The sequence below is a fragment of the Sorangium sp. So ce131 genome, assembly GCF_051519095.1.
Taxonomy (GTDB): domain Bacteria; phylum Myxococcota_A; class Polyangia; order Polyangiales; family Polyangiaceae; genus Sorangium.
Map to the genome: position 1 here is coordinate 10,608,784 of NZ_CP150455.1, position 25,648 is coordinate 10,634,431.

Genomic DNA, 25,648 nt, shown 5'->3' on the forward strand with positions numbered 1-25,648 from the left:
TCGTTCGGCGCTTGGCACGGCGCCCGGCTCGCGGCAAAAGAGCGCGCCGATGACCGAGCCGGTCCGCACAGCGCCGATCGTCCTGACGTTCCAGGGCGGCACCGTCCGCATCGAGGGCGTCGAGGGCCCGGCGGCCGACGCCGCGCCGCTCGATCCCGCGTGCCTCCCCGCGTCGTGCCGGTGGGACGGGCGCGAGCGGGTCTACCGGGTGCCCGCCATCGACTATGCCGAGCTCGTGCTCCGGCTGCGCGCCCGCGGGGTCGCGTTCACCGACAACGCCCGCAAATACGAGGCCTTGCCGCTCGCGCCGCTCGCCAAGCACGACCCGTTCCCCTACCAGCGCGAGGCGCTCGAGGCGTGGGCCGGCCGGCGCAGCCGGGGCGTCGTCGTGCTCCCGACCGGCGCGGGCAAGACGTTCGTCGCCACGCTGGCGATCGCGGCGCGGCAGCGCAGCACGCTCGTGGTCGTCCCGACGCTCGACCTCCTGAACCAGTGGTACGACGGCCTCTCCGCCGCCTTCGGCGTCCCGATCGGCCTGCTCGGCGGCGGGTACAACGACGTCCTCGACCTGACGGTGACGACCTACGACTCCGCGCACCTGCACATGGACCGGCTCGGCGCGCGCTTCGGCCTCGTGATCTTCGACGAGTGCCACCACCTGCCGAGCCCCTCGTACGCGCTCGCCGCGAAGATGTGCCTCGCGCCGTTCCGCCTCGGCCTCACCGCGACGCCCGAGCGCGCCGACAGCCGGGGCTACGACGACCTCATCGGCCCGATCGTGTTCCGCCGGGAGATCACCGAGCTCTCCGGGCAGTACCTCGCGGCCTACGACGTGGTCCGGCTCGACGTGCCGCTCTCCGAGGGCGAGCGCGCCGCGTACGAGGCCGCGCGCGCGGTGTACATCGGCTTCTTGCGCGCGCATGGCATCCGCATGCCCGAGGGCTGGGGGCAGTTCATCCTGCTGAGCTCGCAGTCCGACGCCGGCCGGCGCGCCTTCGAGGCCTACCGCCGCCAGCGCAGCCTCGCCCTGTGCGCGCCCGGCAAGATCGACGTGCTCGCGCGGCTGCTCCACGCGCACCGCGCCGATCGCACGCTCGTCTTCACCGAGGACAACGCCACGGTCTACCAGATCTCGCGGCAGTTCCTCGTGCCCGCCATCACGCACCAGACGAAGGTGAAGGAGCGCAGCGCCATCCTCGAGGCGTTCAACCGCGGCGCGCTCTCGGCGGTGGTCACGTCGAAGGTGCTGAACGAGGGGGTCAACGTGCCCGAGGCGAACGTCGCGATCGTCCTGTCGGGCAGCGGCTCGGTGCGGGAGCACGTGCAGCGGCTCGGCCGCATCCTGCGCCGCACCGAGAACAAGACGGCGATCCTGTACGAGCTCGTCGCCCTCGGCACGAGCGAGCAGCGGGTGAGCGACAAGCGCCGGGACCACGTTGCTTACCAGTGACCTCGTCCGCGTCCGCCGCCGGGGCGGGCTCGTGGTGCCTCAGTACCTGCGGGGCGCGGCCGCCGAGCGCCTCTTGCCGGTCGCGCGCGTGTACCTCGACATCCTCTCGCGGAGCGTCGGCGACAGCCGCGACGAGGTCGACGCGGCGCTCGACGCCGTGGAGGTGCCCGCGCGCGATCGCGTCGCCGCGCTCGGCCTGCGCAAGGTGCTCGAGGACGGCTGCGCGTACGAGGTGGCCGAGGGCGTCGACCCCGAGGCGCTGCGCCGCGAGCTGTTCCTCGCGGCGGCGGCGGCGCACCGCGCGCTCGACGTGCGCGCCCGCTTCGACCGCGCCGCGGTGCTCGACGAGGTGGCCGCCCGGCTCGGCACGACGCCCGCCGCGATCGAGGCGGGCCTCTACGCCGACCTGCGCGGCGCCGAGATCCTCCGGAAGGCGGCGACGGACGCGCCCGAGGTCCTGCTCGACCGGTACAACCTCGCGCTGGCGCAGTCGATCCTGCTGCGCGCGACGCAGGTGACCGTGCGCGTCGAGGGCGAGAGCGCCCCGCGGTACCGGAAGATCTTCCGCGCGGCCCGGTTCCACGGCCTGATCCACGTGGTCCAGGGCGACCCGGCGTCGGGCTACACGATCCTGCTCGACGGCCCGTTCAGCCTGTTCGACGCCGTCCAGCGCTACGGCCTCCGGCTCGCGATGTTCCTGCCGTCGGTGCTCGCGTGCGCCTCGTTCAAGGTGCGCGCCGAGCTGCGCTGGGGCCGCGACAAGGAGCCGCTCGCGGTCGAGATCGGCCCGAACGACGGGCTCGTGTACCACGGCCGCGAGCTCGCCGAGACGACGCCGGAGCTCGAGGCGTTCTGCGAGGGGTTCCGGAAGCTCGGCTCGCCCTGGCGGGTCTCGCACAACGAGCGGCTGTTCGCGCTGCCCGGAGAGGTGGTGTGCGCGCCGGACCTCGTGTTCGAGAACGCGGCGACCGGAGAAGAGGTGTACCTGGAGGCGTTCGGGTTCTGGAGCCGGGCCGCGGTGTGGCGGCGCGTCGAGCTCATCCGGAAGGGGTTCCCGGCGAGGATCCTGCTCGCGGTCGGCAAGCAGCTGCGCGTGAGCGAGGAGGTGCTCGGCGAGGACGACGCGGGGGAGATCTACGTCTACCGCGCGACGATGTCCCCGCGGGCGGTGCTGGCGCGGCTCGACGGGAGGCGCGGGAAGGAGGGCGCCTGAGCGCGCCGGGGGGAGCGGAAGGGGCGCGGGCGTCCTCTGCGCCTCGGAAGGTGCTTTGACGTCAAAAGGTGCCTTGAAGGGAGAGCCACGCCTGGTTTCCCGTCATCACCGGCACGACGCGGACGCCCTGCCGGGCCGGCGCTCCCCCCGCGGGGGGAGGATCGGTGAGGAACCAGGCCGCCGTCGCGGCCGCGAAGACGCCGCTCGTCACCAGCGACGCCGCCCCGAGCGCGCCGAGCAGGTTCCGCTCCTCGCGCAGGCCGCGCAGCTCGGCGCAGACCGGCGACGCGCCCGCCCCCTGGCACGCCGAGGGGTCCCATCCCCCGCGGCGGAGCGCGACGTCGCGCTCGGCGAGGTCGCCGCGGACGACGGAGGCCCGCAGGAGGAAGACCGCGCCGGCCGCCGCCGCCGCCGTCGTGAGCGCCACGCCGCCGATGCGCAGCTCCGCGAGCGGGAGGGGCGGCGGCGCGGGGGCCGCGGGCGGCGCGGGCGGCGCGGGCGGCGCGGCCTCCGGCGCCTTCGCGACGGGCTCCGGGGCGCGCCGCAGCCTGAGGACGAGCGCGTGCGACTGGCCGGCCTCGGCGCGGAACGAGCGCACCGCGTCGGTATGCCCTTCGAGCCGCGCCCGCGAGTTGTGGTCCCCTGGATCCAGGTACACCTCATGGACCGGCTCGACGCGACCCAGCGCCTCTCCATCGAGGAAGACCTCGGCGCCCGGGGGGCTGGTCGTCACGTAGAGCGTCGCCACGCGCTTCTCGGCGCTCGCTAGCCCCTCCTGGACCCGTCGCAGGATCCACGGGCTGAGGGCGCCGCGGTGCTCCAGGCTCTGCGCCAGGTGGCCCGCCGCCTCCCGGTGCCGCTGGAGCGCGAGCTCGCACAGCCCGAGCTCCGCGGCGATCGAGGCCCGCTCCGCGTCGGTCGTCCACGCCGCCTCGGCCGCCTTCAGCGCCTCCTCGAAGGCCGCCTCGGCCTCCACGAGCCTCCCGGCGTCCCGCGCCAGCCGACCGCGGCGCAGCGCTCCCGCCGCCCTCGTCGCCGCGCGCGCGCCCGCGTCCTCGTAGGGGTCGTCCGCGCTCGCCACGCCCTCGAGACCCGCGATGACCCCAGCGAGAGCACATGGAAAGAGCCACGAGACGGCGCGACGCACGCCGCCAGAAATACTGGCTGCGACGATCCCTCGTCAATTGACAGCTCGGTTGCTCCACCGTCGCATACACCTGCGTGCACGCCCGCTCCCCGTCCGGCTGCGTGACGCGCGCCCGCACAGGCCGCTCCCCTCCGCAGCGCCGGTACGTGGCCCGCCCCGTCAGGAGCCGCTGCCGGTCCAGCACGCGCCCTGCCGCCGTCACGCGCATTTTCTAGCATGAATAGAATCCGCGTCCTGGAGTCGGATGTCACGGTTCGGACGGACGATTTTCCGAAGGCCCTGTGGGCATGCAGGCATCCAGGGAGCAGGAAGCGATAACGATGAGTCCAGCACCACAACGGTGCCCGCTGCGATGGATGCACGTGAGCCGTGACCACTCGGTCGCCCTGAGCTCGACGTTGCCTGTCGCGGGGTGCGCCATCGACGTCGCCTTCAACTGACGTAGGAACGACGCGTCCTCGCTCGTCCGCGAGCGACCGCCGGCGCCCGCCCGCGCCGCGGGCTCGCGCCGCGGAGAGGACTGCGTTGCTCGCGTGCTCCGGCGCGGTCCGGAGCGCGATGGCCGCCGCGCGCCTGCGACATGGGGTCGCGCCGCGCCGGTCGTTCCGTTTCCGAGGTGTGACGCGATCCAATGCGGAGGATGACGTGAGAAGCATGAATCGATGGGGTATCGCAGCGCTGTGGGCCGCCTCCCTGGGCGCGGCCTCGGGGTGCGCCGGTGAGGTCCCGCCAGCGTCGGAGTCGGAGGCGGACGAGCGTGTGGGCTCGTCGGCGTCGGCGGTCATCGGCAGCGGGGCGGCCGAGGTCATCGTCTACGACAACCCGTGGCAAGACGACGGCCTGCCGCGCGAGGTCGCGGTGGTCGTGAGCAGGAAGAACGGCAAGCCGGACGCGGCGTTCCGGCTCGATTGCGGGTCGAACAACGGCACGTTCTTCGAGGCCTTCGGGTTCGCGAGGACACTCGATACCTTCCAGGTGCCGTTCTACGACTCCTACGACGCGATGATCGGCGAGCTCGAGCTCGAGCTCGACACCGCCGCGGGCGAGCGCCTCCCCGTCCACACGCTCAGCTGCAACGCCGATCCCAGCGTCACCCGACAGCAGATCTTCCAGGTCTACCGCCGCACCGACGCCGACCTGTCGAAGGGAGAGCCCGAGTACTACCTCCGCTTCTCCGGCACCGATCTCGCGGGCAACAACAACGCGGGGACGATCTACAGCGTCGGTTGCCTCAACGTGCTCACCGCCCTCTCGTGGACGGCCGCGGACGGCAGCGACCTCGAGCAGGTGAGCGTCCCCATCAACGGCGCCGTCCTCGATACGTGGCGGGCGCAGGGGATCGCCGAGCGGGAGGTCAACTGCTACACGGCCACCGCGAGGCCGCTGCCGGCGGCGCGCCGCGAGCTCCCGGTGCAGCCGAACAACCAGGGACGCGGGCCCGGGGCCGAGCTCTACCGGGTCGCTTACCGGTTCAACGGGATCGCGGCCCGCTCCGCTCCCTACCTGATCTCCGGGGGCAAGGGGTACGCGATCGACTGCGGCTCGAACTCGGACGCGATGAAGCAGGCCTTCGGCTTCTCGCCCACGGCGACGCTCACCGACCTCTCGACGAGCGACCCGCGCTTCACCGAGTCGGATCCCGACATGCAACCGCACCTCCGGTGCACGCGGAGCGTGAAGATCTTCGACACGTCGGACGAGTCGCCCTCCGCGCGTTACTTCCAGCTCGACGGCAGCAAGGATCTCGTCCGCTTCACGTGCTCGGGCGCCGCGGCCTACTTCGCCCAGGGGGCGCCTGCGGCGCAGTCGATCCCGAAGGCGGCCGTGCCGTACCTGCTCGTCAACCCGAACACGCTGGACGCCACCGGGCGGGTGCTCGAGATCGGGTGCAACGGCCCCTCGGACGCGGAGCGGCAGACGGTCGCGGACCTGTTCTACGCCGTGTTCGGGCGGGAGCCGACCGCGCCGGAGCTCGACGGGGGCATCGAGCACTACACGAGCCTCCAGCAGGCGGTGCCGCCCCTCAGCGCGGCGGACATCGCGTCCTACGTCACCGCCGCGTTCGAGGCCGCCGCCTTCAACACCGAGCTCGGACCGGTCGTGAGCCGCGCGCTGGAGCGCGCGAGCCAGAAGCCGGCGACGACCACCGACGCGGCGGGCAACACGATCAGCGGCTACCTCACGGCCAAGGTCTCCGGGACCTACGGCGAGCGCCTCCGCGCCAATTACACGTTGATCAAGGGCTTCGTCGAGGAGCGCACCCCGCGGCTCGAGGCGCGCCTGCGCGAGCATTACCTGAGCACGTACGGGTTCGTGAGCGGGACGCAGGACAAGGCGTTCCACCGCGCGGTGATGGAGAAGCCGGACGACCTGCCCACGTTCGAGGCGCTGCAGCGCCCGGCGAACAGCGCGCTCTTCGCGAACGCGACCTCGCTCCGCGACGTCATCAGCCGCGCCATCGCGGACGGCAAGCGGGCGAACCCGCGCCGGCCGAACCTGGACAGCGGGACGGTCTACAGCGAGGAGACGACGTTCTTCAACAGCGATATCTCCGGCGACCGCGACAACGCCTTCAAGACGGGCCTCTACAAGCGGGTGAACGACCGCGTGAAGGGCGCGACCCCCGCGCCGCGCGCGGACCTCATCTCCAGCTACAACTGGAGCTTCGGGTGCGACCAGACGCCGACGCGCAACCAGTTCGGCTCCTGCCCGGCGTCCGAGGGGATCAAGTGGTGGTCCGACGAGTTCTACAAGCCGGCGAACCGGGACGCGAACTACACGCGGAGCTCGATCGAGGAGGGCCACGAGGGGTACCTGAAGCACTGCGCGACCGCGAGCAACGGCTGCTACTACGAGGTCGAGCAGCTCGTGTCGCGCGCCTGCGTCAAGGCCGGCAAGTCGTGCGCGGGGAACGCGACCTGGGCGTCCGACGTGGCGACCATGTTCCGGAACGACTGGATGCCCGCGAACTTCCAATCGACCCTCTGCTACGTGCGGAACAACAAGGATCCTCAGCGGGATCCCTGGCTCTGCTTCTACAGGACCCACGAGTGACGGAGGCCACGAGCGTTCGCTGGACATGATGGGAGTCACACCATGAAGAATCGAACTCTACCCATGCTCACCGCCGCCGCCGCCGGCGCGCTCGGGCTCGCCGGCGCGCCCGGCGAGGCGCGCGCCGCGGACCCGACGCCGGCCGCGTGCGTGGCCGCCGCCTCCGAGGGGTCGGCGTTCACGCAGAACAAGCGCGTCTGTTACGAGACGCTCGCCGCCCTCGGGCGATACGAGGAGATCGTCGACATCGTCGAGCTGGAGAACCTCGCGCTCAAGCCGCAGGACAAGTACTTCCTCGGCGCGGCCTACTTCGGGCTGTCGAACCGGACGGGGGCGAGCAGCGTCCGGTGCCACGCCACCATCCGCGCCAAGGAGCTCCTCGAGGACTTCCTCACGGAGCGGCAGGCGCTCTACGGCGCGCAGCACACGTTCGGGACCTCCGACGACATGAAGTACACGTACCACGCGACCAGGCTGCTCGGCGCCCTCAAGGCGGTGACCGGGTGCGAGGAGTCGTCGTACACGCCGGCGAGCCTCGAGCGCTACGGCCGCAGGTACACGGTGGATCGCCTGAAGGGGCTCTTCTACAAGACGGCCGAGCGGGACGCCCTGCGCGAGCGCTTCGAGGAGAAGCTCGGCCAGCTGAACGACCAGATGAAGGGCTTCGTGGCCACGGCCGCGAGCGTGGAGAGCCGTTACGGCATGAACCTGGTCGAGATCGACGCCGGGCGGCGGAACCTGTTCACGATCAAAGATCTCATCAACGGCTCCTTCGGCGCGAACGCGGTCACCGTCGCTCAGCAGGCCGTCGGAGGCGACGAGTCGTTCCCGACCTTCGTCTACAACGCGACGTGGCGCTCCCAGATCCTCGGCACGATCGCCGCGAAGACGGCGCATTACACGGATCTGCTCCTGCCGGAGAAGCGCGGGGAGGTCGCCGTCATCGAGGCGGAGGTGCTCGCCGCCGTCGGCAGCGAGACGATGGAGGCCTACGTGGCGCGCAAGGAGCGCACGATCATCGAGCTCACGAACCTGTCGTCGTCGCTCATCCTCGGGACGAACTTCTGGTCAGCGATGGAGGCGCCCGAGCGCAGCGGCAGGCGCGCGCTCGACGCGGCGCTCTCGACGCCGAGCCGGAGCACGCTCGGGCAGAAGGCGGCGCACGTGGACACGCTCTGGCAAGAGGGGATGAGCGGCTTCTGCAACGCGTCGAGGCCGGCCTGGTACTGCAGGAGGACGCCGTGAGCCGCCGCAGCCTCCGCGCCGCCCTCGCGGTCGTGCCGCTCGCGGCCCTCGCGTCGCTCGCGTCGCACGCGGCCTCGGCGCTCCCCGGATCGAGCGGCACGGCGTTCGTCGCCCCGTCCATCGTCCTCCTCGACGACGCGTGGCGCGCGGCGACCGGCGACCGACCGCTCGACCCCGCGCTCCTCTCCTTCGCGCAGACCCACCTCTCGCCCTCCGCCTCGGGCGGCGGGGAGGGCAGCGGCCCGATCGACCTCGAGGCCGTGACGGCAGAGCCCATCGAAGGTGATGGCTCGCCCCCGGTCACGCGCGTGCACCTGCTGCCGGTGAAGAGCGTCGATCCGGAGTCGGCGCGCGAGCTCCACCGGCGCCTCGCGCTCCTGGAGCTCCTCCTCGGGAAGCTCCGGGACCACGACGCGGCGGACAGCACCCAGGAGGAGCGGCTCGCGCGGAGCGAGAAGGTCCTCACGATCGCCAACGCCGCGCACCTCGAGCTCTTCGTCGGCCACACCCTCGCGTACCTCGAGGGGCAGTCGCGCGAGGAGAAGTGCCTGTCCTACCAGCGCGCGCTCGGCCACGCGCGTTACCTCGGCTTCGACGCGGCGGACGGCATGCCCCCGGCCGTCCAGCCCGGGTGGGAAGCCCTGCTCGAGGGCGCCCGGGAGCTCTACGTCGGGCCGTTCGCCGACGAGATCCCCGCGAACCTGTGCGAGCTGCGCAAGGCGGTCACCAAGGGAGAGGTCGAGTCGTCGCTCCGCGCCGGCGTCGACCAGCGGATCCGCGCGCGCGTCGAGGGCGAAATCGACGCCACGACGCGGAGCCTCGCCGACAAGGAGAGGCAGTACGCCGCGGCCCTGAACGCCTCGGAGATCGCCGTCCCGACACGCGAGATCTTCCAGCTGAAGCGGGCCGTCGAGGACACCGCTTCTCTCTACGCGTTCGTGGACGCCGACAAGCTCGGCTTCGAGAAGGCCCCGGACGGGAAGCCGCTCCTCGAGCGCCTGCGCGAGGAGCGGGGCAAGATCGCGCTGCTCCGCAGCAACGCGAACCCGGCCGACATCGACGGCGCGGCGACGGCGGCGCGCGCGACGCTCCAGCGGCACCAGGATCTGCTCGCCGGCGTCGCCGCGCGGCTCCGCGAGATCGCGGCGACCCCCGGGCTCGACTGGGCCGCGAAGGACCGGCTCCGCGTGTGCACGACGATCCCGGAGACGCTCACGGCGGAGAACTACCCCGCGTACGCGGGCGACCTCGACGCCTGCCTGACCGAGGTCGCGGGGGTGTACGCCGCGCTCAAGGACGCGGGCGTGAGCGACCCGAACCAGGTGGCCTTCGTCGAGAAGCTGGCGGCGCTCTCGAAGGCTTACATCGGATACCTGAAGAGCCTTTAGCCGCAGCAGCAGGTCATGGAGCATCACATGAAACGATTCCTGTCTTCCGCCGCGCTCGCGGCGCTGCTCTTGCCGGCGTCCGCGCGCGCCGAGGCGCCCGAGTGCACCCCGTCGAACGAGCCCGAGCTCCGCGCCGAGGTGCAGCGCCTCGCCTCGGGCCTCCGGATAGCGCAGTACCGCGCGGACATGGCGCTCCTCGAGGACAGCTTCGAGGACCTCGAGGCGCTCGTCGGCCCCGAGGGGAGCTGCTCGGACGCCATGGTGACGCGCCTCTGCGACGCCGAGTGCTACTACCAGCGCGCGGCCGTCTACCACTTCCGCGCCACGGGGCTGCCGCTCCTCTCCTCGAAGGGCACCTCGTCCCCCGCCGACGCGCTGACGAGCCGGGCAGAGCTGCTCCGCTACGCCACCGACGGGCTCGCCGTCATCGAGCAGGGGATATCGCGCCTGCCGCGGCAGGCGCGCGTGGGGACGGGCGACGCGACGCGGGACCTCGCGTATAGCCGGTACCTGAAGTCGCTGGCGCAGCTCAGCGCCCTCAAGGCGAAGCTGCTCATGGCGGCCGGCGACGTCTGGTACCGCGACGCCTCCGTCGCGCGGCTCGAGCGCGTGCATTACCTCGTCGGCGAGGCGCTCGGGGCGACGCCCGCGGCGGACGGTGACAAGGGGAGCGAGTTCTACAAGGCGGCCACGTACTACGATCAGGCGTTCTGGCTCCTGCTCGAGGCGAGGAGCTCGGTGCCGGACAGCGACGTCTTCACCGCCGAGCTCTCGGCGCTCGCGACGGCCGAGAAGGACGTGACGCTCCGCCTCGACTCGGTGCGCAAGGGCTACCTCTACATCAACGTCGACCCCGAGCAGCTCCCGCTCCGCGGCATCGACGAGCTCGGCATGAAGCTCCACGACCAGCGGGACGCGCTCGAGAGGCACGAGCAGAACCTCCAGAACATCATGGAGGCCTGGGCGCGCAAGTACACCGATCTCCAGAACCAGCAGTTCGACCTGGCCAACCTGCGGAACTCGCGGTCGATCGAGCTCGAGGTCCACAAGATCGCGCAGATCCAGGACATGGGCGAGCAGCTCAAGAACGCCGTGCAGCAGCAGCTGAACGACGTCACGAGCGACATCTCGAGGTTCGAGCTGGAGCAGCGGATCCGCGTCCTCGAGGCGAACCTGAAGCGCGAGACGAACGATCTCTCGAACCAGATCCGCGTCGTCAAGGGCCAGAGCGAGCAGGATCTCCTCGAGATCGACCAGGACGCGACGCGCGAGGACATGGGCCAGATCCAGTTCAACATCGACATGACGCTCGCGGCCTTCAACTTCCAGATGCAGCACGACAGCCTGGATATCCAGGCCGAGGAGCTTCAGAACCGGATCGACGCGGACGCCCACGAGCTCGGAATCCTGGAGAGCCGCAGGGGTCAGATCAGGAAGCAGATCCAGATCGAGGAGAGGAGCAAGGAGGCCGCCGAGATCCTCGCGAACCGGTACCGGACCGCGAAGGAGACGGTGTTCCGCTCGTCGCGCATCCCCATCGTGAACCAGATCTGCTCGGTGGACGCCGAGCTCGCGTTCTACACGGGGTCGGCGCAGGGGTTCAGCGATCCGGTGACCGGCGCCTCGTGCTCGTCCCCGCCGTCCATCCCGGCGCCGAACCAAGAGCTCATCAACGACATCTGCGAGGCGCGGGAGGAGCTGCGCACGAAATCGAAGGAGGAGATCGACAAGATCAAGGCGTGCCTCAACGGCACCGGATCGAGCTGCACCGGGGGCGAGGAGCACCTGAAGAAGGCGGCGGAGGAGCTCTACAACCAGAACGTCCTCATCTTCGAGCACCAGCGCACGATGTGGCAAGCCACGGTGGACAAGATCAAGAACCGAGAGAGCGAGCTCCAGCGCGTGACCGGGGTGTTCAACGGCCTCGAGGGCATGAAGGCGGCCGCGATGGCGGCCGCGGTCGCGGCGGAGATCGCCGCGGCGATCCCGGACGGCGACACGGGGGTCATGGGCATCTTCCCCGTGAAGACGTTCCGCATCGCCGAGGCGGTGGCGGACTCGCTCAAGATCATCGCCGACAAGCTCGCGCAGGTCTATGAGTGGCGGTTCAACGATCTCCAGTTCGAGACGCAGCTCAACCAGGAGATCCACGAGCTCGGCGTCCGTCGCGCCGAGCTCGAGAGCGAGATCGCCGCCCTCGACTTGCACCGTGCGTACGAGGAGTGGGTGAAGAAGCGGTCGCTCGCCGAGATCAACGTCCAGCTCGCGGGGCTCGACAAGGAGGCCGCCGAGCTCGTCGAGGAGGGCAAGATCCAGACGCTCCAGTGCCAGCAGGACGAGGGCCAGGTCGCGTCGACGATCGGAAAGCTCCGGGCGGACCGCGCGGCGCTCGAGGCCGAGCTCCAGGCCAAGTCGGACGAGGCGGCGCTCGTCGACTTCGACATCGAGGAGCGGGAGAACGCGCGGGATCAGGCGCAGCTCGAGATCGAGCGGCTCACCCTCTCGCTCGGAGAGCTCGACATCGAGGCGCGCAAGGTCGACCAGGACATGCGGAACCTCGAGAAGATGAAGGGGCTCGTCGAGAGGCAGCAGAGCCGGATCGGCGAGTACTGGACCCGGGTGAGCGGCCTCCAGAGCGACTACGACGCGAAGCGGGCGCTGCTCGAGGACATCCGGGAGAAGATCCGGCAGAACGTCATCGACCTGTCGGCGGAGCAGGCGGCGTTCCTCGAGACGGTCATCCGCGACGAGACCGCGGCGACCTTCGCCCAGATCGAGGACCTCCGCGAGCAGATCAACCTCGTCGAGCAGGCGAGGCGCCTCGAGGGGGAGGTCCTCACGCTCGAGAAGGAGATGCGCGACGCGGTGCTCGCGAGCCGCGAGCGCATCCTCGACCTCATCGAGGCGGCGCCCGAGCACAACCCCGAGAAGCTCTTCTGGGACTTCGAGGACATGGCCGCGGACCTCACGAAGGGCGCGGTCGAGTTCCTCGACGCGAAGCGCCGTGTCGTCGAGAACGTCAATTTCACCTACAACATGTACCGGAACCGCTACAACATGCTGACCGACTTCGCCGGCGACGTGGCGCCCCTGTCGTCGGACAAGACGTTCATCGGGACGGCGGCCGACCTCGACGCGCTGCTCGGCGACTGCGGGTCGGTCGGCATGAGCGAGATCTGCCGGCCCTCGTCGCTCGTGTGGACGAGCCAGACGATGACCGGCAGCGTGGCCGAGTTCTCGCTGCTCCGGACGAGCGGCCTCGTGACCGAGCTCCTCGAGAACGGGAGGGCGCGCTTCGAGGTCTCGCCCGCCGCGGCGTCGCTCGCGGGCAGCCAGAACCTCGGCAACTTCACGCTGTGGGACGAGCGGACGATGAACGCGTCGCAGCCGATGCGCCTCGTGCACGTCGTGGCCGGGGTGACGACGAGCGGCGGGGGCACCTCGTGCCGCTTCCAGAACATCGAGGTGAGCCACCTCGGGTCCGGCGTCGTCTTCTCGCGCCTGTCGAAGGACAGCCCCGAGATCGTGCCGAGCCTCGTCGTGAAGCCGCCAGCGTCGGCGATCCTGCCGGCGTACAGCGGCTCGGAGAGGGAGTCCATCATGAGCAGGGAGTACGAGCGCTTCCGCGACGGCACGTACACCGCGAAGGACATGGAGACGCGCCTCCAGAGCCAGCTCACGGCGAGCGCCTATCCGTTCGTGGGGTATCCGGTCGTGGGGACGTACGAGCTCACCGCCGACGAGAACATGCTCAATTGCCTGAAGCGCGACGCGGCGTCGCTGGAGCTCGGGTTCATCTTCGTGCGCAAGCCCGCGCGCTGAGCGGAAGCGCGCTTTTCGGGAGACCGGCCCGCGCGGAGGGCGCGCGGCGAGCATCGGTCGCGAGAGTCAGTAAGGAGTTCGGACAATGAATCGACAACACGCTGCGTCGTACATCCCGCTGGTCACCGCCGGGGTCGTCCTGGCGCTCCAGGCGACGACGGTCGCGGTGGCCCAGGAGAGCGACTGCGCGCGCAACAAGGCGTCGTGCGACTTCCAGGAGGAGAGCACGACGCTGCGGGCGCAGATCTGGGCCGGCACGTGCGACCCGGCCGAGTGGGAGGCGCTCCCGCGCGCGCACTTCCCGTTCGAGGTGAGGGACGAGGTACCGAAGCTCACCGCGGGGCCGGGCGCGCCGGTGCACTTCCTGAACGGCGTGTGCGAGCTGCACCGCCCGGGCGGCGACACCGACCGCGGCATCGAGGAGCTCCAGAGGGCCGCGACCGGTGAGCTGCTGCCGGCGCAGCGGCACGCGGCGGCGCTGTTCGAGGGGCTGCTCCACTGCCGCAAGCTCGCGGAGCTCAAGGACCAGTATGGCCAGGAGCTCACCGAGAGGCTCGCGCCCCGCGAGTCCTTCTGCATGCACCGGGGGATGGCCAAGGCGAGCTTCACGCGCGTGCGGTGGGCGGGGCTCGACATGAGCTACGACGCGCCGGAGCTCAGCCTGACGCAGCACGCCGAGAGCATGGCGGCGTGTTACGCCAACTATCTCCACGCGGGGTACGACGCCACGTGCGGCATCGTGGCGTCGCCCTCGGCGGAGGCGATCGACGCGGCGGCCGAGGCCGCCTCCGCAGGTGTCCTCTCGGACTACTTCGGCACCGCGACGGCGGACGCGCCGGACGGGACCACGGCGATCCCGCCGCTCAAGGCGATGCTGGCGCGCAAGCTCGAGATGGCCGACGCGTCGCTCGCGCAGTCGACGGCCCTCCTCGGCGGGCTCCAGCAGAAGAGCAATCTGCTCTCGTCCTCCCAGCAGACGCTCGCGTCGATGTTCTGCCTCGCGGGGGACGACGCGACGGGGCTCTGCTCGGGGCCGCTCCCGAACGCGGTGTCGGGCCTCCACAGCAGCTACGAGCGCGCCGTGCTCCGGACGCACGCGATCCTCGACTTCATCGACGGCTGGGTCGACGGGATCTACGAGCACAACGGCAAGGACGTCCGGGTCGCGCTCAGGGAGAGCGACGCGGACCTGAAGGAGATGCTCGATCGCGCCGAGCTGCCGGCGGTGCCGAACGAGATGACCCTCCTCCAGAAGCTCGACTTCATCAAGAGCGACATGGCGCAGCTCGCCAACATGGACGCGGCGAACGCGGAGCTCATGAAGCGGCAGTGCGGCATTTACTTCTGCGAGATCAGGAACCGGAACCGCACGTTCTTCACGAGGGCCTGCGATCAGATCGACGCGACGCTCGGGCGCAAGGTGCGGGACGACAACACGCTCTGCTCGTCGAGCGTCGCCGGGACGACCATCTCCGGGGCGGAGACGGCGGCGACGTTGTGCCAGCGGGCAGGGCTCTCGGCGGCGCGCGTGTCGGGCGCGGCGATGACGGCGAGAGAGGTCGACACGTGCATGGCAGAGCTCCACCCGTGAGCGAGAGAGGCGAGAAGACGATGAGACGTATTCTGATGTTGGCGCTCGTCCCGGTGATCGCGGGCGGGTGCGCGGGCGTGGACGGGTGGGAGGGCGCGGGAGAAGAGGCCGAGTCGAGCGAGCGCGCCGCGGTGACCGCCGCGCCGCGGCTCCTCCAGTACCGGCAGATCAGCGATGGAGTCTCGGAGACGCGGTACCTCGCCGAGCTGCCCCAGGACAGCGGGGAGAAGGTCCTCCTGCGGCTCGCGGGGTGCCGCGAGGAGGGCGTGGTGCGCGAGATGTTCGGCCTCCGGCAGAGCGCGATCGCCGAGTGGACCGGGGCTGTCGACGAGGCGTGGCCGGAGATCGCCTGCCCCGACCGGATCGCGACGGACGCGGGCGTCTACGCGGAGCCGAGGACGCTGGGCACGTCGCTGCTCGAGTACCGGATCACGGGCGAGACCCCCGCGGCCGGGCCGGGGCGTTACTTCGTCATCCAGAACCGCTGCGCGGGGCTGATGACCCACCTCGACATCCCCGGGCGCGCGCGGAGGGCGCCGGCGGTCCCCCTCGGGACGCCGACCTGGACGCCGCCGGCGGGCGCCACGCCGATCCGGCTCTCGTGCGCGAACGAGCGGCCGCAGACCACCTACGAGGGCTGGGAGGTGCACACGGCGTTCGTGCCGAGCCTCGAGTTCCGGACGATGCTGATCGTGAAGAAGGGGAACACCTCGTTCTTCGTCGAGTCGCTCGACGGGCAGCCGTACAACGATGTGGTCGACGACGCCGAGCGCGCGCGGAAGCTCGACGGGCTGCGGGCGCTGCTCGGCGTGCCGAGCACCTCGGCGTCGCTCGACGACGTCGTGGAGGACGAGCTGATCGAGGAGGGCCATCCGTTCTTCGACGTGTGCCTCGACCGCTGCGCCGATCCGGACTGGGTCCCTTCGCACAAGGTCGTGCGGGAGGGTTACCTCGAGTGCGAGAGCGGCGCGCTCGACCCGGAGACCGGCGGGTGCGTCGAGGGGGCGCGCCGCGAGGTGACGGATCGCCTCGAGCTCGACGGGACGACGAGCCGGCGCGCGCCGCTCGGCGACGTCGTGCTCGACCTCGAGGTCTGCTCGGCGAGCGAGACGTGGGAGCGCCGCCTCGGCCTCGCGCGCCGCGCCGACGCCGGCGAGACGTGGATGCAGCGGCTCACCGCGGCCTACAACGCCGGCAAGAGCGCGGCGGAGGCGGCGCCGCCGGCCTCGGTGGCGCTCCCGTGCATCGCGCCGACGCGCACGTGCACGGCCACGCTGCGCGACCTCTCGGACCTGTCGTCCACGACGCTCGCCTCGCTGACGCGGAGCTGCCGCGCCGGCGACGAGGCGCTGGAGATCCGCCTGGGCAAGCGGGCCACGCTGACCCGGCAGGCGTTCACGATCGACGCGGCGGCGCTCCCGGCGGGGATGCGCGCGGTGCGGCTCGTCGGCGACGCGGAGCGGACGACCGTGACCGTGTCGCCGCCGGTCTGCGGCTTCGGCACGACCACCGCGTGCACCGACCCGCAGCCGGCGATCGTCGTGCAGGGGGATCTGACGCTGGACGTCGAGCACCTCCGGCTCGTGTCGCGCGCCGCGACGACCGGGGCGGCGGGGGCGCCGCCGGCGCCGCTCGCGCGCATCGCCGTGCAGGCGACGGGCAGCTCCGCGCGCGGGCTCGTCCTGCGCGCGCGCGACGTGCACGTGGTCGGCGACGACACGCCGGCGTTCTACAAGGGCATCGTGTTCTCGGGCGGCTCGCTCGCGCTCTACAACTCGAGCGTTCGCGCCTACACCGACGCGGTGTCCGTCGACCGGGGGCGCGTGGCGACGGTGTCATGGCCGGTGGCCGGGGCGTACGCCATCGAGTCGCTCGCGCAGCCCGGGATCCCGAGCGCGAGCCTCGTGGACCTGCGGGGCCGCTGGCTCGGCGGCTCGGCCGCCAACTTCCGCGCGCTCGCCCTGAACGCCGACGTGCAGGCGTTCGTCGTCGGGATGCGCGTCGCGGGCCCCACGGCGGTGTCCTGGAGCGACGATCGCGCGGTGTGGCCCGAGGACGGCCTGCTCGCGGTGGACGGCGATTTCACCAGCGCGGCCGGCTACTTCGCCCGCGAGTCGGTGATGCTCTCGGTCTCGGGCAGAGGCCAGCTCAGCTTCGTGGCGCCGAGGGTGACCGACTTCGCGCACGTGCTCCGCTGCCCCACGACCCTGTCGGGCGGGACGGCGAGGATCACCTTCGATCGGCCGGAGTTCCAGGACATCACCTATGCCCTGAGGCAGGGCGCCTGCACCTTCGAGTCGGCGTCGCAGTGGGAGCCCACGGGCGAGTGAGGCGGGGATGACCATGACGAAGAGGACAAGGATGCTCGCCGCGGCCGCGGCCGTGGTCTCGGCCGTCGTCTCGATCGCGCTCGGGCTCGTGTACTTCGTGTTTCGCCGCGCGCCGGAGGTGGATCGGAAGGAGGAGCCACGGACGGTCGAGCTCGAGCTCGCGCAGACGGTGAGCGCCGACTTCGGGCCGCGCCTCGCCGAGCTGCTCGAGCCCCACCTGAAGGGTCAGCCGGGCGTGCGCGTCCGCGTGACGTACCGGCCGGGGGCGCGCGGGGGCGTCGCGGCGGCACGGGGCGCGCAGCTCGCCCTGCGCCCGGTGGCGGACGGCGAGGCGAGCGACGCGACGCCGCTGTTCGTCGCGGATTACACGGTGCTCGCCTACGACCGCTCGCGCGTGGCGGCGCCGCCGGCGAGCTTCCCGGAGCTCGTGGCGCAGGCGGTCTCGCTGAAGGAGAAGGGCGAGGTGGCGTATGGCCTCGCGCTCCCGGACGAGGCGTATGGACTGCTCCCGTTCTTCTCGGACGTGTTCTGGCCGGCGGAGGGCGGGCCGAAGGCGACCGCGCGGGAGGCGTTCGGCCTGCTCGGCGACCTGCGCTTCACCTACGGCGTCGCGCCCGACGCGTGCGCCGCGGAGTGCGCCGTGCGGCTGCTCGCGGAGCGGAAGGCGCCGTTCGCGCTGGTGGGCGAGTGGCGGCTGCCCGAGCTGCGGCGCGCGCTCGGCGAGCGGCTCGGCGTGGCGCCGCTCCCGTCGCTCACGCGCGGGGGGCCGCCGCTCCGGGGCGTGCGGCGCGCGTACGGCGTGGAGCGCGCGCCCGGCCTGGGGGACGCCGAGGCGCGCGCGGCGGACGGGGTGATCGCGTACCTGCGCGGCGACGGGCGGGAGCGGCTCTTCGAGGCGCTCGGGAAGGTGCCGGCGTCGGGCGGCGCAGAGGCGCGGAGCGGCGCGGAGGCGCGGAGCGCCGCGCAGGCGCGGAGCGCCGCGCAGGCGGAGCAGGACCGCGTGCTGGAGGCGCCGGGGGTAGCGGTGGCCGAGGCGAACGTGCGCGCCGCGGAGGAGGCGCTCGCGCCCCTCTGGACGGCGTTCGCGGACGGGCGCCTCGGCGCCGAGGAAGCCGCGCGCGCGCTCGACGGGAAGGCCCTGGCGATGCGGGAAGCGCGGTGAGCCGGGCGCGCGGGTAACGCGCCGCCGGGCGCGCGGATAACGCGCCGCCGGGCGCGCGGGTAACGCGCCGCGCGCAGAGGGCCGGGGAGCTCGAAGGCTCCCGGCCGGGCTGGATCGCTGCCGCCCCTCCGCTCCGGAGCGTGGGCGGCAGCGCTGCATGACACGACACACATTCCCCCACATATGCACCCCTAACGACACGGCTGCGCACGAGTCTGCAAACGATTCTGCGAAGGACGGTCGGGGCCCGCGGCATCCAGAGGGCAAGCGCGTGCCGGTCCAGGGCGCGGCGAGCTCGCAAGGCGCCGCGCCCCCGGAGCGCTCTGCGGAGGGAACTCCGTCCCAGAAACCAGAAGAGGGTATCCAGATCACGATCGCGTCTCCCCGGGAGACCGCGCGCACGTGGCCTCCGGGCCGGGTGCGCCGACGGGAGAGCGCCGTCTGGCGAGCTGGCCTCGATGCCATGCCGCCGAGAGGTCCGCCGCGCGCAGCGCTCGGGGCGATGGAGGCCCCTTGCGTCGCGCGACGCAAGGGGCGCCGTCGCCCTGCTCGATTCGATGTCTCCGATGAGCTCCCGTGAATCCCAGCCCGGGACGAGCTCAGAGGACGAGGTACAGCAAGAGGAGCGAGATGAGACGAAGATGGTTGTGGCCGGGCCTTGCCCTCACGCTGAGCGCGTGCGGGGGCAACCTGCCGATGGATGACCTTGACAGCTCCGACAAGGACCTGTCGCGCGAGGCGTCGCCTGCGGCCGGCGCGAGCGGCGATGTCGCCGCGCTGGGCCCGCAGCCGGCGCTCGGCGTCGGCGTCTCGCCCGACCGGGGCGAGCTCGCCGCGAGCCTCCCGTTCCCGCCGCTTCCGGCGCGGGCCTCGTTCGGCCCCGAGATCGCGCTGGCCTATTCGCCCGTGCCGGCCGACATGGCGCAAGGCTTCGGCGTGGGCTTCAGCCTCAGCGTGCCCTCGATCCAGATGACCACCGACTGGGGTGTCCCCTTCCGCGGCATGGTCAGCACCACGAGCCGCGACATCACCGCGAAGCTGTCGCTCGGATCCGAGCGGCTCCTATGGCTGCGGACCGATACCGTGAGCGGCAAGCCGAGGATCGAGTACCGCCTCGATGCGTCAGAGTCGGCCGTGCGCCTGTTCCGTTATCCGCAGGGTGGCGCCGTGGCGATGCGCGACGCGGGCGGCACGCTCCAGAGCGTGCCCTTCACCGGCTTCGAGGTGGCCTATCCCGACGGACGGCGCGAGATCTACAGCGAGGAGGCCGCCGTGGCCGAGGGCGTCATGCTCGGTTCCGGCTTCTTCGCCACGCGCTGGCCGCTCGTGCACTCCATCGGCCCCACGGGCGAGGCCGTCTCGTACGAATACGTCAAGGAAGGCGACCGCTCCTACCTCAGCGCCGTGCGCTTCGCCGGCGGCAGGTCGGTCTACGCGCTCGAGTCGGTGCCGCGCAGCCACGGCCGCACCAGCCACCTCATGGGCTTTCCGCAGGGGCCGGGGCGGCTCTACACCAAGCTCACAGCCACCTTCGACGGCGAGCTGATGCACTCCTACTGCTTCGTCTACGCCGAGCACGGCGACGGCGGGCCGCACCTCTCCACCCACCCCGATTGCCAGTCGCTCGCCGACGAGGACTTCGCGGGCGACCTCACTCAACTCACCGGCTCGCTCGGCAGCGAGGACAAGCTGCTCGGCGTCTACCGCTTCGGCTCCAGCGCACCGGCCCCGCACTTCACCCGCGAGACCCCCGCCGAGCCGCTCGTGCGCTTCCAGTACACCTCCTGGGGAGAACCGGAGATCGCCCGTCACGAGCTCGTCTACAGCCTCGATGTCCCCGACGTCTTCGGCTTCGGCCCCGGCGGCGGCTCGGAGCTCTTCGACATCAACGCCGACGGCCTCGTCGACATCCTGCGTTACTCCTCCCTCAGCGGCACCAGCTCCCCGTCGTTCAACTCAGGCGATCTCGCCGACGCCAACCCCTTCTTCGCCGGCGCACAGCTCACCGTCGAGCGCACCTCCGGCGGCGTCACCCGCCGCGACGTGCCCCGCTTCGACGACGCCTCCACCACCAGCGTCTTCCTCTCCGGCGACTTCGACGGCGACGGCCGCTCCGACCTGGCCCAGGTCGTGCGCACCAGCACCCGCACCGAGCTCGTCCACTACCCCGGTCGCGCCGACCGCGCTCGCCCCTTCGCCTCCGCCGCGAGCACCACCGCCGTCCCCCTCGATGTCTCCCGCTTCGCCCGCGGCCGCACCCAGGCCATCGACCTCAACGCCGACGGCAAGGCCGACCTGCTCACCTCGGTCCCCGGCGTCACCGACAGCACCTGGACCGCCCTCGTCAACGTCACCCTGCCCGGCGACAGCGCCCTCTCCTTCGTCCCGCTCACCACCGGCCTCAAGTTCCCCTTCCAGCAGGGCGCCGGCACCGAGCTCGACAACCCGGCCTATCGCTTCCTCGATGCCAACGGCGATGGCCTGACCGACTTCGCCGTCCTCCGCGTCACCGGCGCCGGCGACAAGGGCATCTGCCTCTACGAGAACCAGGGCAGGCTCACCGCCTATCCGGCCGGCACCCAGTCCCAGGCCAAGCTCTCGACCGGCGCGCTGCTCTTCGGCTCCCCGAGCGCCGCCGACACCACGTGCGGGCAGGGCCGCTTCATCCCCGTCCCCGGCCTCCCCGCGAGCGCCAACCTCAACGCCATGTGGCTCATCGACGCCAACAGCGATGGCGACGTCGACCTCGTCAACGTCGCCGGCCCGAGCCAGCTCGGCCTCTGGCTCGGACGGGGTGAAGACGGCTTCGAGAGCGAGCGCAGGATCCCGCTCGACGAGGGCGTCTCCGTCGACCCCACCAACAAGTGGAACACCCGCGTGCTCGACATCGACGCCGACGGCGTGGAAGAGATCTTCGTCTACGAGCCCAGCGCCAGCGGCGGCCGCATCAAGGTCATCGACTTCAACCGCGACGGCATCAACAACCGCATCGGGCCCGACCTGCTCACAGCAGCCGAGGAGGGCCCGGGCCTGCGCCACGCCCTCCAGTACGCCACCAGCACCGACGAGATGATCCGCGACGCACGCCGCTTCGGCCGCGACGACGCCCGGGTCAAGGGCCTTCCCTACCCGGTCACCGTCGTCAAACGCCACCTCACCGCCGTCGGCGGCGACCCGCCGCGCGTGCGCGAGCTCCAGTACCACACGCCCTTCTTCAACGAGCGCGAGCGCGACTTCGCCGGCTTCGGACAGTCCGAGGAGCTCGAGCTCGGCGACGACGCCACGGCCAGCGTGGTCCGCCGGCGCAAGTACCAGGTCTCCTCCCCGGCCGTGACCGCGCAGACCCGCCGCTTCTTCGCCGGAAAGCTCCTCTCCGAGGAGGTCTTCCACCCGGCGCTGACCGACGCCCAGTCCGCGCGCCTCGCCGCGAGCGCGGCCGACATCCAAGGCATCTCCCAGACGGCAGAGACCTGGAGCGAAGAGCCCTATGCGGTCGACGCACTGCTCCTGGTGCACAGGGAGACGTGGAGCCTAGTTCCCCCCGCGCCCGGCCCCAAGACGCCCGCCTTCCTCCGCCAGGCCGATTCGACCGACAGGACCTGCGGCGCGACCGGTTGCCCGCCCGCCTGCGTCGACGCGTCATGCCCAGAGGCCGAGAACGTCACCCGGACCTTCACCTACGACAGCACCCACAACCGCCTCACCCAGCAGGACGAGCTGATCTCTGCTGTCCCGGGACCGAACGACACCAGCCTCCCGGAGAGGCGTTATGTCCGCACCTACACGTACGACGCCGGCTGGGAGGCGCGCGGCGTGCTCACCGCCGTCCGGGAAGAGTCGCTCCTCGCGGCCCCCTCGAACCGCGTGCTCACCAGCACGTCGTACACCTATGGCCCCGACCTGCCGCTGCCGCTCAGCAGGACCGAGCCGCTCCTGACCGACGCCGACGCGCTCGCCGCGCTCCCCGCGGCGGTCCGCGCGCCCCTGGAAGCGCCGCGCACGCGCGTGACGACCTACCGCTACGACGCCTTCGGCAACGTGGTCGAGACCTCCGACGCGCTCGGGACGCTGGCCATCAACGACTACGATCCGACCGGCGTCCTCCTGGTCAAGACGCGCAACGCCCTCGGCCACGAGACGCAGCTCTGCTACGGCACCACCGGCTGCGCGCTGCTCACCGAGCCCGCCCCGGCGGCCGAGGCCGGGCTCCCGGCGCGCAGCCTCGCGCCCACGCACATCCGGACGCCGCAGGGTGAGGTGACGCTCATCGAGTATGACGCGCGGCACCGGCCCGTGCGCGCCGCGCGCGAGAGCGGCGCCGAGACCAGCTACGCTTACCGCGACGCCGGCGCAGAGGCCCCCGCGCTCGTGCTCGGCAACGAGCGGCGCGCGCAGGAAGGGACGGCGACCGCGCTCGTCGAGCGCCTGGCGGCCTTCCGCGCCGACGGCCTCCCCATCGGCCAGGCCGTGGCCCACGAGGCGGGCGGCGCGCGCGTCGCCTCGTTCGAGCGCTACGGACGGCGCGGCGAGGTGGCCTTCGAGGCGCTGCCGTACTCCAGCGAGCTCGGCGTCCGCGCCGCCTTCGACGCGGGCCGCTTCCCCTCCCCGCCCGAAGGCGCGGCGCGCGGGGCGACCACCGCCTACGACGCGCTCGGCCGCGTCGTCGCCCGCACCGACGCCGCGGGACTCGCGACGCGCATCGCGTACGAGCCGTGGGGCCAGCGCGTCGAGGAGGACCGCGGCGCGACCTCAGGGCAGGAGCCGACGACCGACACGCGCCTCACCGTGGCGCGCGGCGGCGAGGTCCACGCCATCGTCGACGAGCTCGGGAACGTGCACCGCTACGAGCGCGACGAGCGCGGCAGCCTGCGCGCCATCTCGCTCGCAGGCGCCGGAGAGCCGCGCCGCGTGGCCCACGACTCGGCCGGCAACATCGTCATGACCTCGCTCCCCGGCGGACTCACCCGCCTCTGGGTCCGCGACGCGCGCGGCCGCGTCACCGAGCAGCTCACCTGGGACCGCGCCTTCGCGGCGCGCGAGAGCATCGCGTCGACCTACGACGCGCTCGACCGCGAGACCGAGATCGTCACGTCCTCGTCGTCGCGCCCCGACGGCTGGGACGAGATCTCGCTCGCCTACGACGCCCGCGACGGCGAGGAGCCGCGCCCCGAGCTCGTCGGTCGCCTCGTCGAGGCGACGGTCTCCGATCTCGCGAGCGCGCAGGGCGTGCAGGAGATCTTCGACTACGACGGCGACGGCCGGCTCGCCTCGCGCAGGATGTCCTTCGAGGCCGAGGGCGCGAGCCGCGTTTACGAGCAGCGATGGACGTACTCCCTCGACGGGACGGTCGCGTCGTACCGCGATCCGTTCCACAACGAGCTCGCCTTCACGCGGACGCCGCTCGGCGCTCCTTCGGCCATCACATGGTCCGTCGGCGATCGCGCGCCCGTCTCGCTCCTCGCGGACATCACCTACGACGCCCGCGGCCAGCTCGCGAGCTACCGCGTCCCGCAGACGAAGCTCAACCGGCAGCTCGGTTACGATCCGAGCTCAGGGCGGCTCACGCACCTCCGCGCGTGCGCGGGAGAGGGGGAGGAGCCGTGCGCTCTGGGAGCCCTTCAGGACGTGACCTACGACCGCCGCGCGGACGGGCGCGTGATCGCGGCGCGAGAGGGCGCCGGCGCGCCAGGAGCGGCGTCGGGCGGCGCGTCGTACACGTACGGCCCGCGCGGGGAGCTCCTCGGGGCCGTCGTGGCGGGCGCCGAGCACACCTACACCTACACGTCGGCCGGTCAGGTTGCCGCGCTCGGCGAGGGGACAGCGGCGCTCCCGTTCGATGCCGGCGCGGCGATCGGCGCGCTGCCGCTCCCGCAGGGCAACACCGGCGAGCTCGACGCGTTCGGGCGGCTCGTCTCCTTCGGGCCGTTCCACGGCGCCGAGTACGACCCCTGGGGCCGCCTCCGTCGCGTCCAGGTGGACGGCAAGACGATCGTGTACGGTTATGATGCCGCCGGCGAGCGCGTCGCGAAGCGCACGTTCGTCCGCGAGGGAGATCGGGAGGTCCCGGCGGAGCTCGTCGTCTACCCGACGGCGACGACGCGTGACGACGGCGTGGAGCGACAGAGCCTGGTCCGCCTCGACGACCGGCGCGTCGCGCTCCTCGTCAACGAGTCGCGGGTCCTGTCGCTCGTCGACGACCAGCTCGGGGCGGTGCGGCGCTCGGTCGACGAGCGCGGGGAGGTCGTCCTCTCGGCCGACTCCACCCCCTTTGGTACGCTCGCGCAGGGCGCCGAGGACGCTTCCTCGGGGCTCGCGAGCACCGAGCTCGTGCTCGGCTTCACCGGCCAGCTGCGCGATCCCGACACCGGGCTCGTCCACATGGGGGCGCGCGACTACGTCCCCTCGCTCGCGAGCTTCTCGACGCCGGATCCGTACGCGCTCCTCGTGCCGGAGCTCTGCGTGACGAGCCTGCTCGAGTGCAACCCGTACACCTACGTCGCCCACGATCCGGTCAACTTCGTCGACGAGACTGGCCTCACGATGAGCCAGCGCAATGCGCTCGGTCGCGCGAAGAGCCTCCCGAACCTGAGGAACGCGTCAAATCACGGCTCCACGACTGCCCTTACCAGGAGAGCCAGCCATGACAATTTTCAGGATTACGGGCGAGGGGCTGGGTTCGGGCAGCACAGCTGGGGGGACGGCAAACCCCCCGCGCGTGGCAAGTCCAATGGGCTCTATACCTGGACCAAGGACGCGAAGAACAAGGCGACCCTCGAGAAGACAAAAACGGCATCCCAGAACGTGATTTATAACGAGGATGGCAAAGTCGTAGGTCACATCGACTTCGTCGCCCACGGATCTGCTCTCTCCGGCCATGGGCACAGGTTCGAGACGCCAGGAGTAATCCAGGCGGGCCACGGAGCGGGCGCCCGGCACTACGCGCCGGGCGAGCTCCCTCCCCACTGGAGCAAGCTGCCTCCCAACGTGCCGGCCTATGTTCCGATCGGGCTGCACCAGTCAAGAAACCCAGTCCCGTTCGGGAAATGGCCCTGAGCGTGCGCGCGGGGGCCCGGGGGGGCCGCCGGTCCTGAACACGAAGTCTGCGGGACGACCTGCGTCATCCCGAGGTGGCACGGGCCCCGCAGACGCCGGCGCCGGAGCGCCGGCGGCGTCGAGGCGCTTGACGGTCCGGTTCAACATCGCGTCCGCGTCGCCGAGGCGGTCATGCTCCAGGCGGCGTCGAGCA

At 71.7% G+C, this 25,648-nt stretch carries 11 protein-coding genes; 10 read left to right on the forward strand and 1 reads right to left on the reverse strand.

Annotated elements, in window-relative coordinates; all coding sequences use genetic code 11:
- Positions 1–49: 49 nt before the first annotated feature.
- Positions 50–1,450 carry a DEAD/DEAH box helicase family protein gene (locus tag WMF43_RS38645; RefSeq protein WP_437672653.1) on the forward strand — a complete coding sequence of 467 codons (1,401 nt, stop codon included), beginning with the start codon at positions 50–52 and terminating at the stop codon, positions 1,448–1,450.
- On the forward strand, positions 1,437–2,663 hold the full coding sequence (locus tag WMF43_RS38650) for a DUF790 family protein (RefSeq protein ID WP_437672655.1): 1,227 nt from the start codon (positions 1,437–1,439) through the stop codon (positions 2,661–2,663). Before WMF43_RS38645 ends, WMF43_RS38650 begins: the two co-directional genes overlap by 14 nt.
- A gap of 61 nt (positions 2,664–2,724) precedes the next feature.
- Here the strand turns inward: WMF43_RS38650 and WMF43_RS38655 are convergent, their stop codons facing one another.
- On the reverse strand, positions 2,725–3,744 hold the full coding sequence (locus WMF43_RS38655) for a PEGA domain-containing protein (RefSeq protein ID WP_437672657.1): 1,020 nt from the start codon (positions 3,742–3,744) through the stop codon (positions 2,725–2,727).
- Positions 3,745–4,464: 720 nt separating this feature from the next.
- On the opposite strand from WMF43_RS38655, the gene WMF43_RS38660 reads away from it, so the two are divergent.
- The 8 genes from WMF43_RS38660 (at position 4,465) to WMF43_RS38695 (ending at position 25,455) form a co-directional block, all read left to right on the forward strand.
- A complete protein-coding gene (locus WMF43_RS38660) occupies positions 4,465–6,864 on the forward strand; it encodes a hypothetical protein (RefSeq protein ID WP_437672659.1) in 2,400 nt (799 codons plus the stop codon).
- Between the two features lie 42 nt (positions 6,865–6,906).
- A complete protein-coding gene (locus tag WMF43_RS38665; protein WP_437672660.1) occupies positions 6,907–8,109 on the forward strand; it encodes a hypothetical protein in 1,203 nt (400 codons plus the stop codon).
- Complete coding sequence (locus tag WMF43_RS38670; RefSeq protein WP_437672662.1) at positions 8,106–9,497, forward strand: hypothetical protein; 1,392 nt, start codon at positions 8,106–8,108, stop codon at positions 9,495–9,497. Before WMF43_RS38665 ends, WMF43_RS38670 begins: the two co-directional genes overlap by 4 nt.
- Before the next feature lie 27 nt (positions 9,498–9,524).
- Positions 9,525–13,319, forward strand: a complete 3,795-nt coding sequence (locus WMF43_RS38675) for a hypothetical protein (protein WP_437672664.1) — start codon at positions 9,525–9,527, stop codon at positions 13,317–13,319.
- Positions 13,320–13,404: 85 nt separating this feature from the next.
- The gene (locus tag WMF43_RS38680) at positions 13,405–14,910 is read left to right on the forward strand and encodes a hypothetical protein (protein ID WP_437672666.1); all 1,506 of its coding nucleotides are present in this window, start codon (positions 13,405–13,407) and stop codon (positions 14,908–14,910) included.
- A gap of 20 nt (positions 14,911–14,930) precedes the next feature.
- The gene (locus WMF43_RS38685; protein ID WP_437672668.1) at positions 14,931–17,240 is read left to right on the forward strand and encodes a hypothetical protein; all 2,310 of its coding nucleotides are present in this window, start codon (positions 14,931–14,933) and stop codon (positions 17,238–17,240) included.
- Positions 17,241–17,253: 13 nt separating this feature from the next.
- Entirely contained in the window at positions 17,254–18,402 is a 1,149-nt protein-coding gene (locus WMF43_RS38690; protein WP_437672670.1) for a hypothetical protein, read from the forward strand.
- A 630-nt stretch (positions 18,403–19,032) separates the two neighbouring features.
- Entirely contained in the window at positions 19,033–25,455 is a 6,423-nt protein-coding gene (locus WMF43_RS38695) for an RHS repeat-associated core domain-containing protein (RefSeq protein ID WP_437672672.1), read from the forward strand.
- The last annotated feature ends 193 nt before the right edge of the window (positions 25,456–25,648 follow it).

Coding starts and splice junctions, on each gene's coding strand:
- WMF43_RS38645 (WP_437672653.1), top strand. CDS start 50: ATGACCGAGCCGGTCCGCACAGCGCCGATCGTCCTGACGTTCCAGGGC.
- WMF43_RS38660 (WP_437672659.1), top strand. CDS start 4,465: ATGAATCGATGGGGTATCGCAGCGCTGTGGGCCGCCTCCCTGGGCGCG.
- WMF43_RS38665 (WP_437672660.1), top strand. CDS start 6,907: ATGAAGAATCGAACTCTACCCATGCTCACCGCCGCCGCCGCCGGCGCG.
- WMF43_RS38675 (WP_437672664.1), top strand. CDS start 9,525: ATGAAACGATTCCTGTCTTCCGCCGCGCTCGCGGCGCTGCTCTTGCCG.
- WMF43_RS38680 (WP_437672666.1), top strand. CDS start 13,405: ATGAATCGACAACACGCTGCGTCGTACATCCCGCTGGTCACCGCCGGG.
- WMF43_RS38685 (WP_437672668.1), top strand. CDS start 14,931: ATGAGACGTATTCTGATGTTGGCGCTCGTCCCGGTGATCGCGGGCGGG.
- WMF43_RS38690 (WP_437672670.1), top strand. CDS start 17,254: ATGACGAAGAGGACAAGGATGCTCGCCGCGGCCGCGGCCGTGGTCTCG.
- WMF43_RS38695 (WP_437672672.1), top strand. CDS start 19,033: ATGAGACGAAGATGGTTGTGGCCGGGCCTTGCCCTCACGCTGAGCGCG.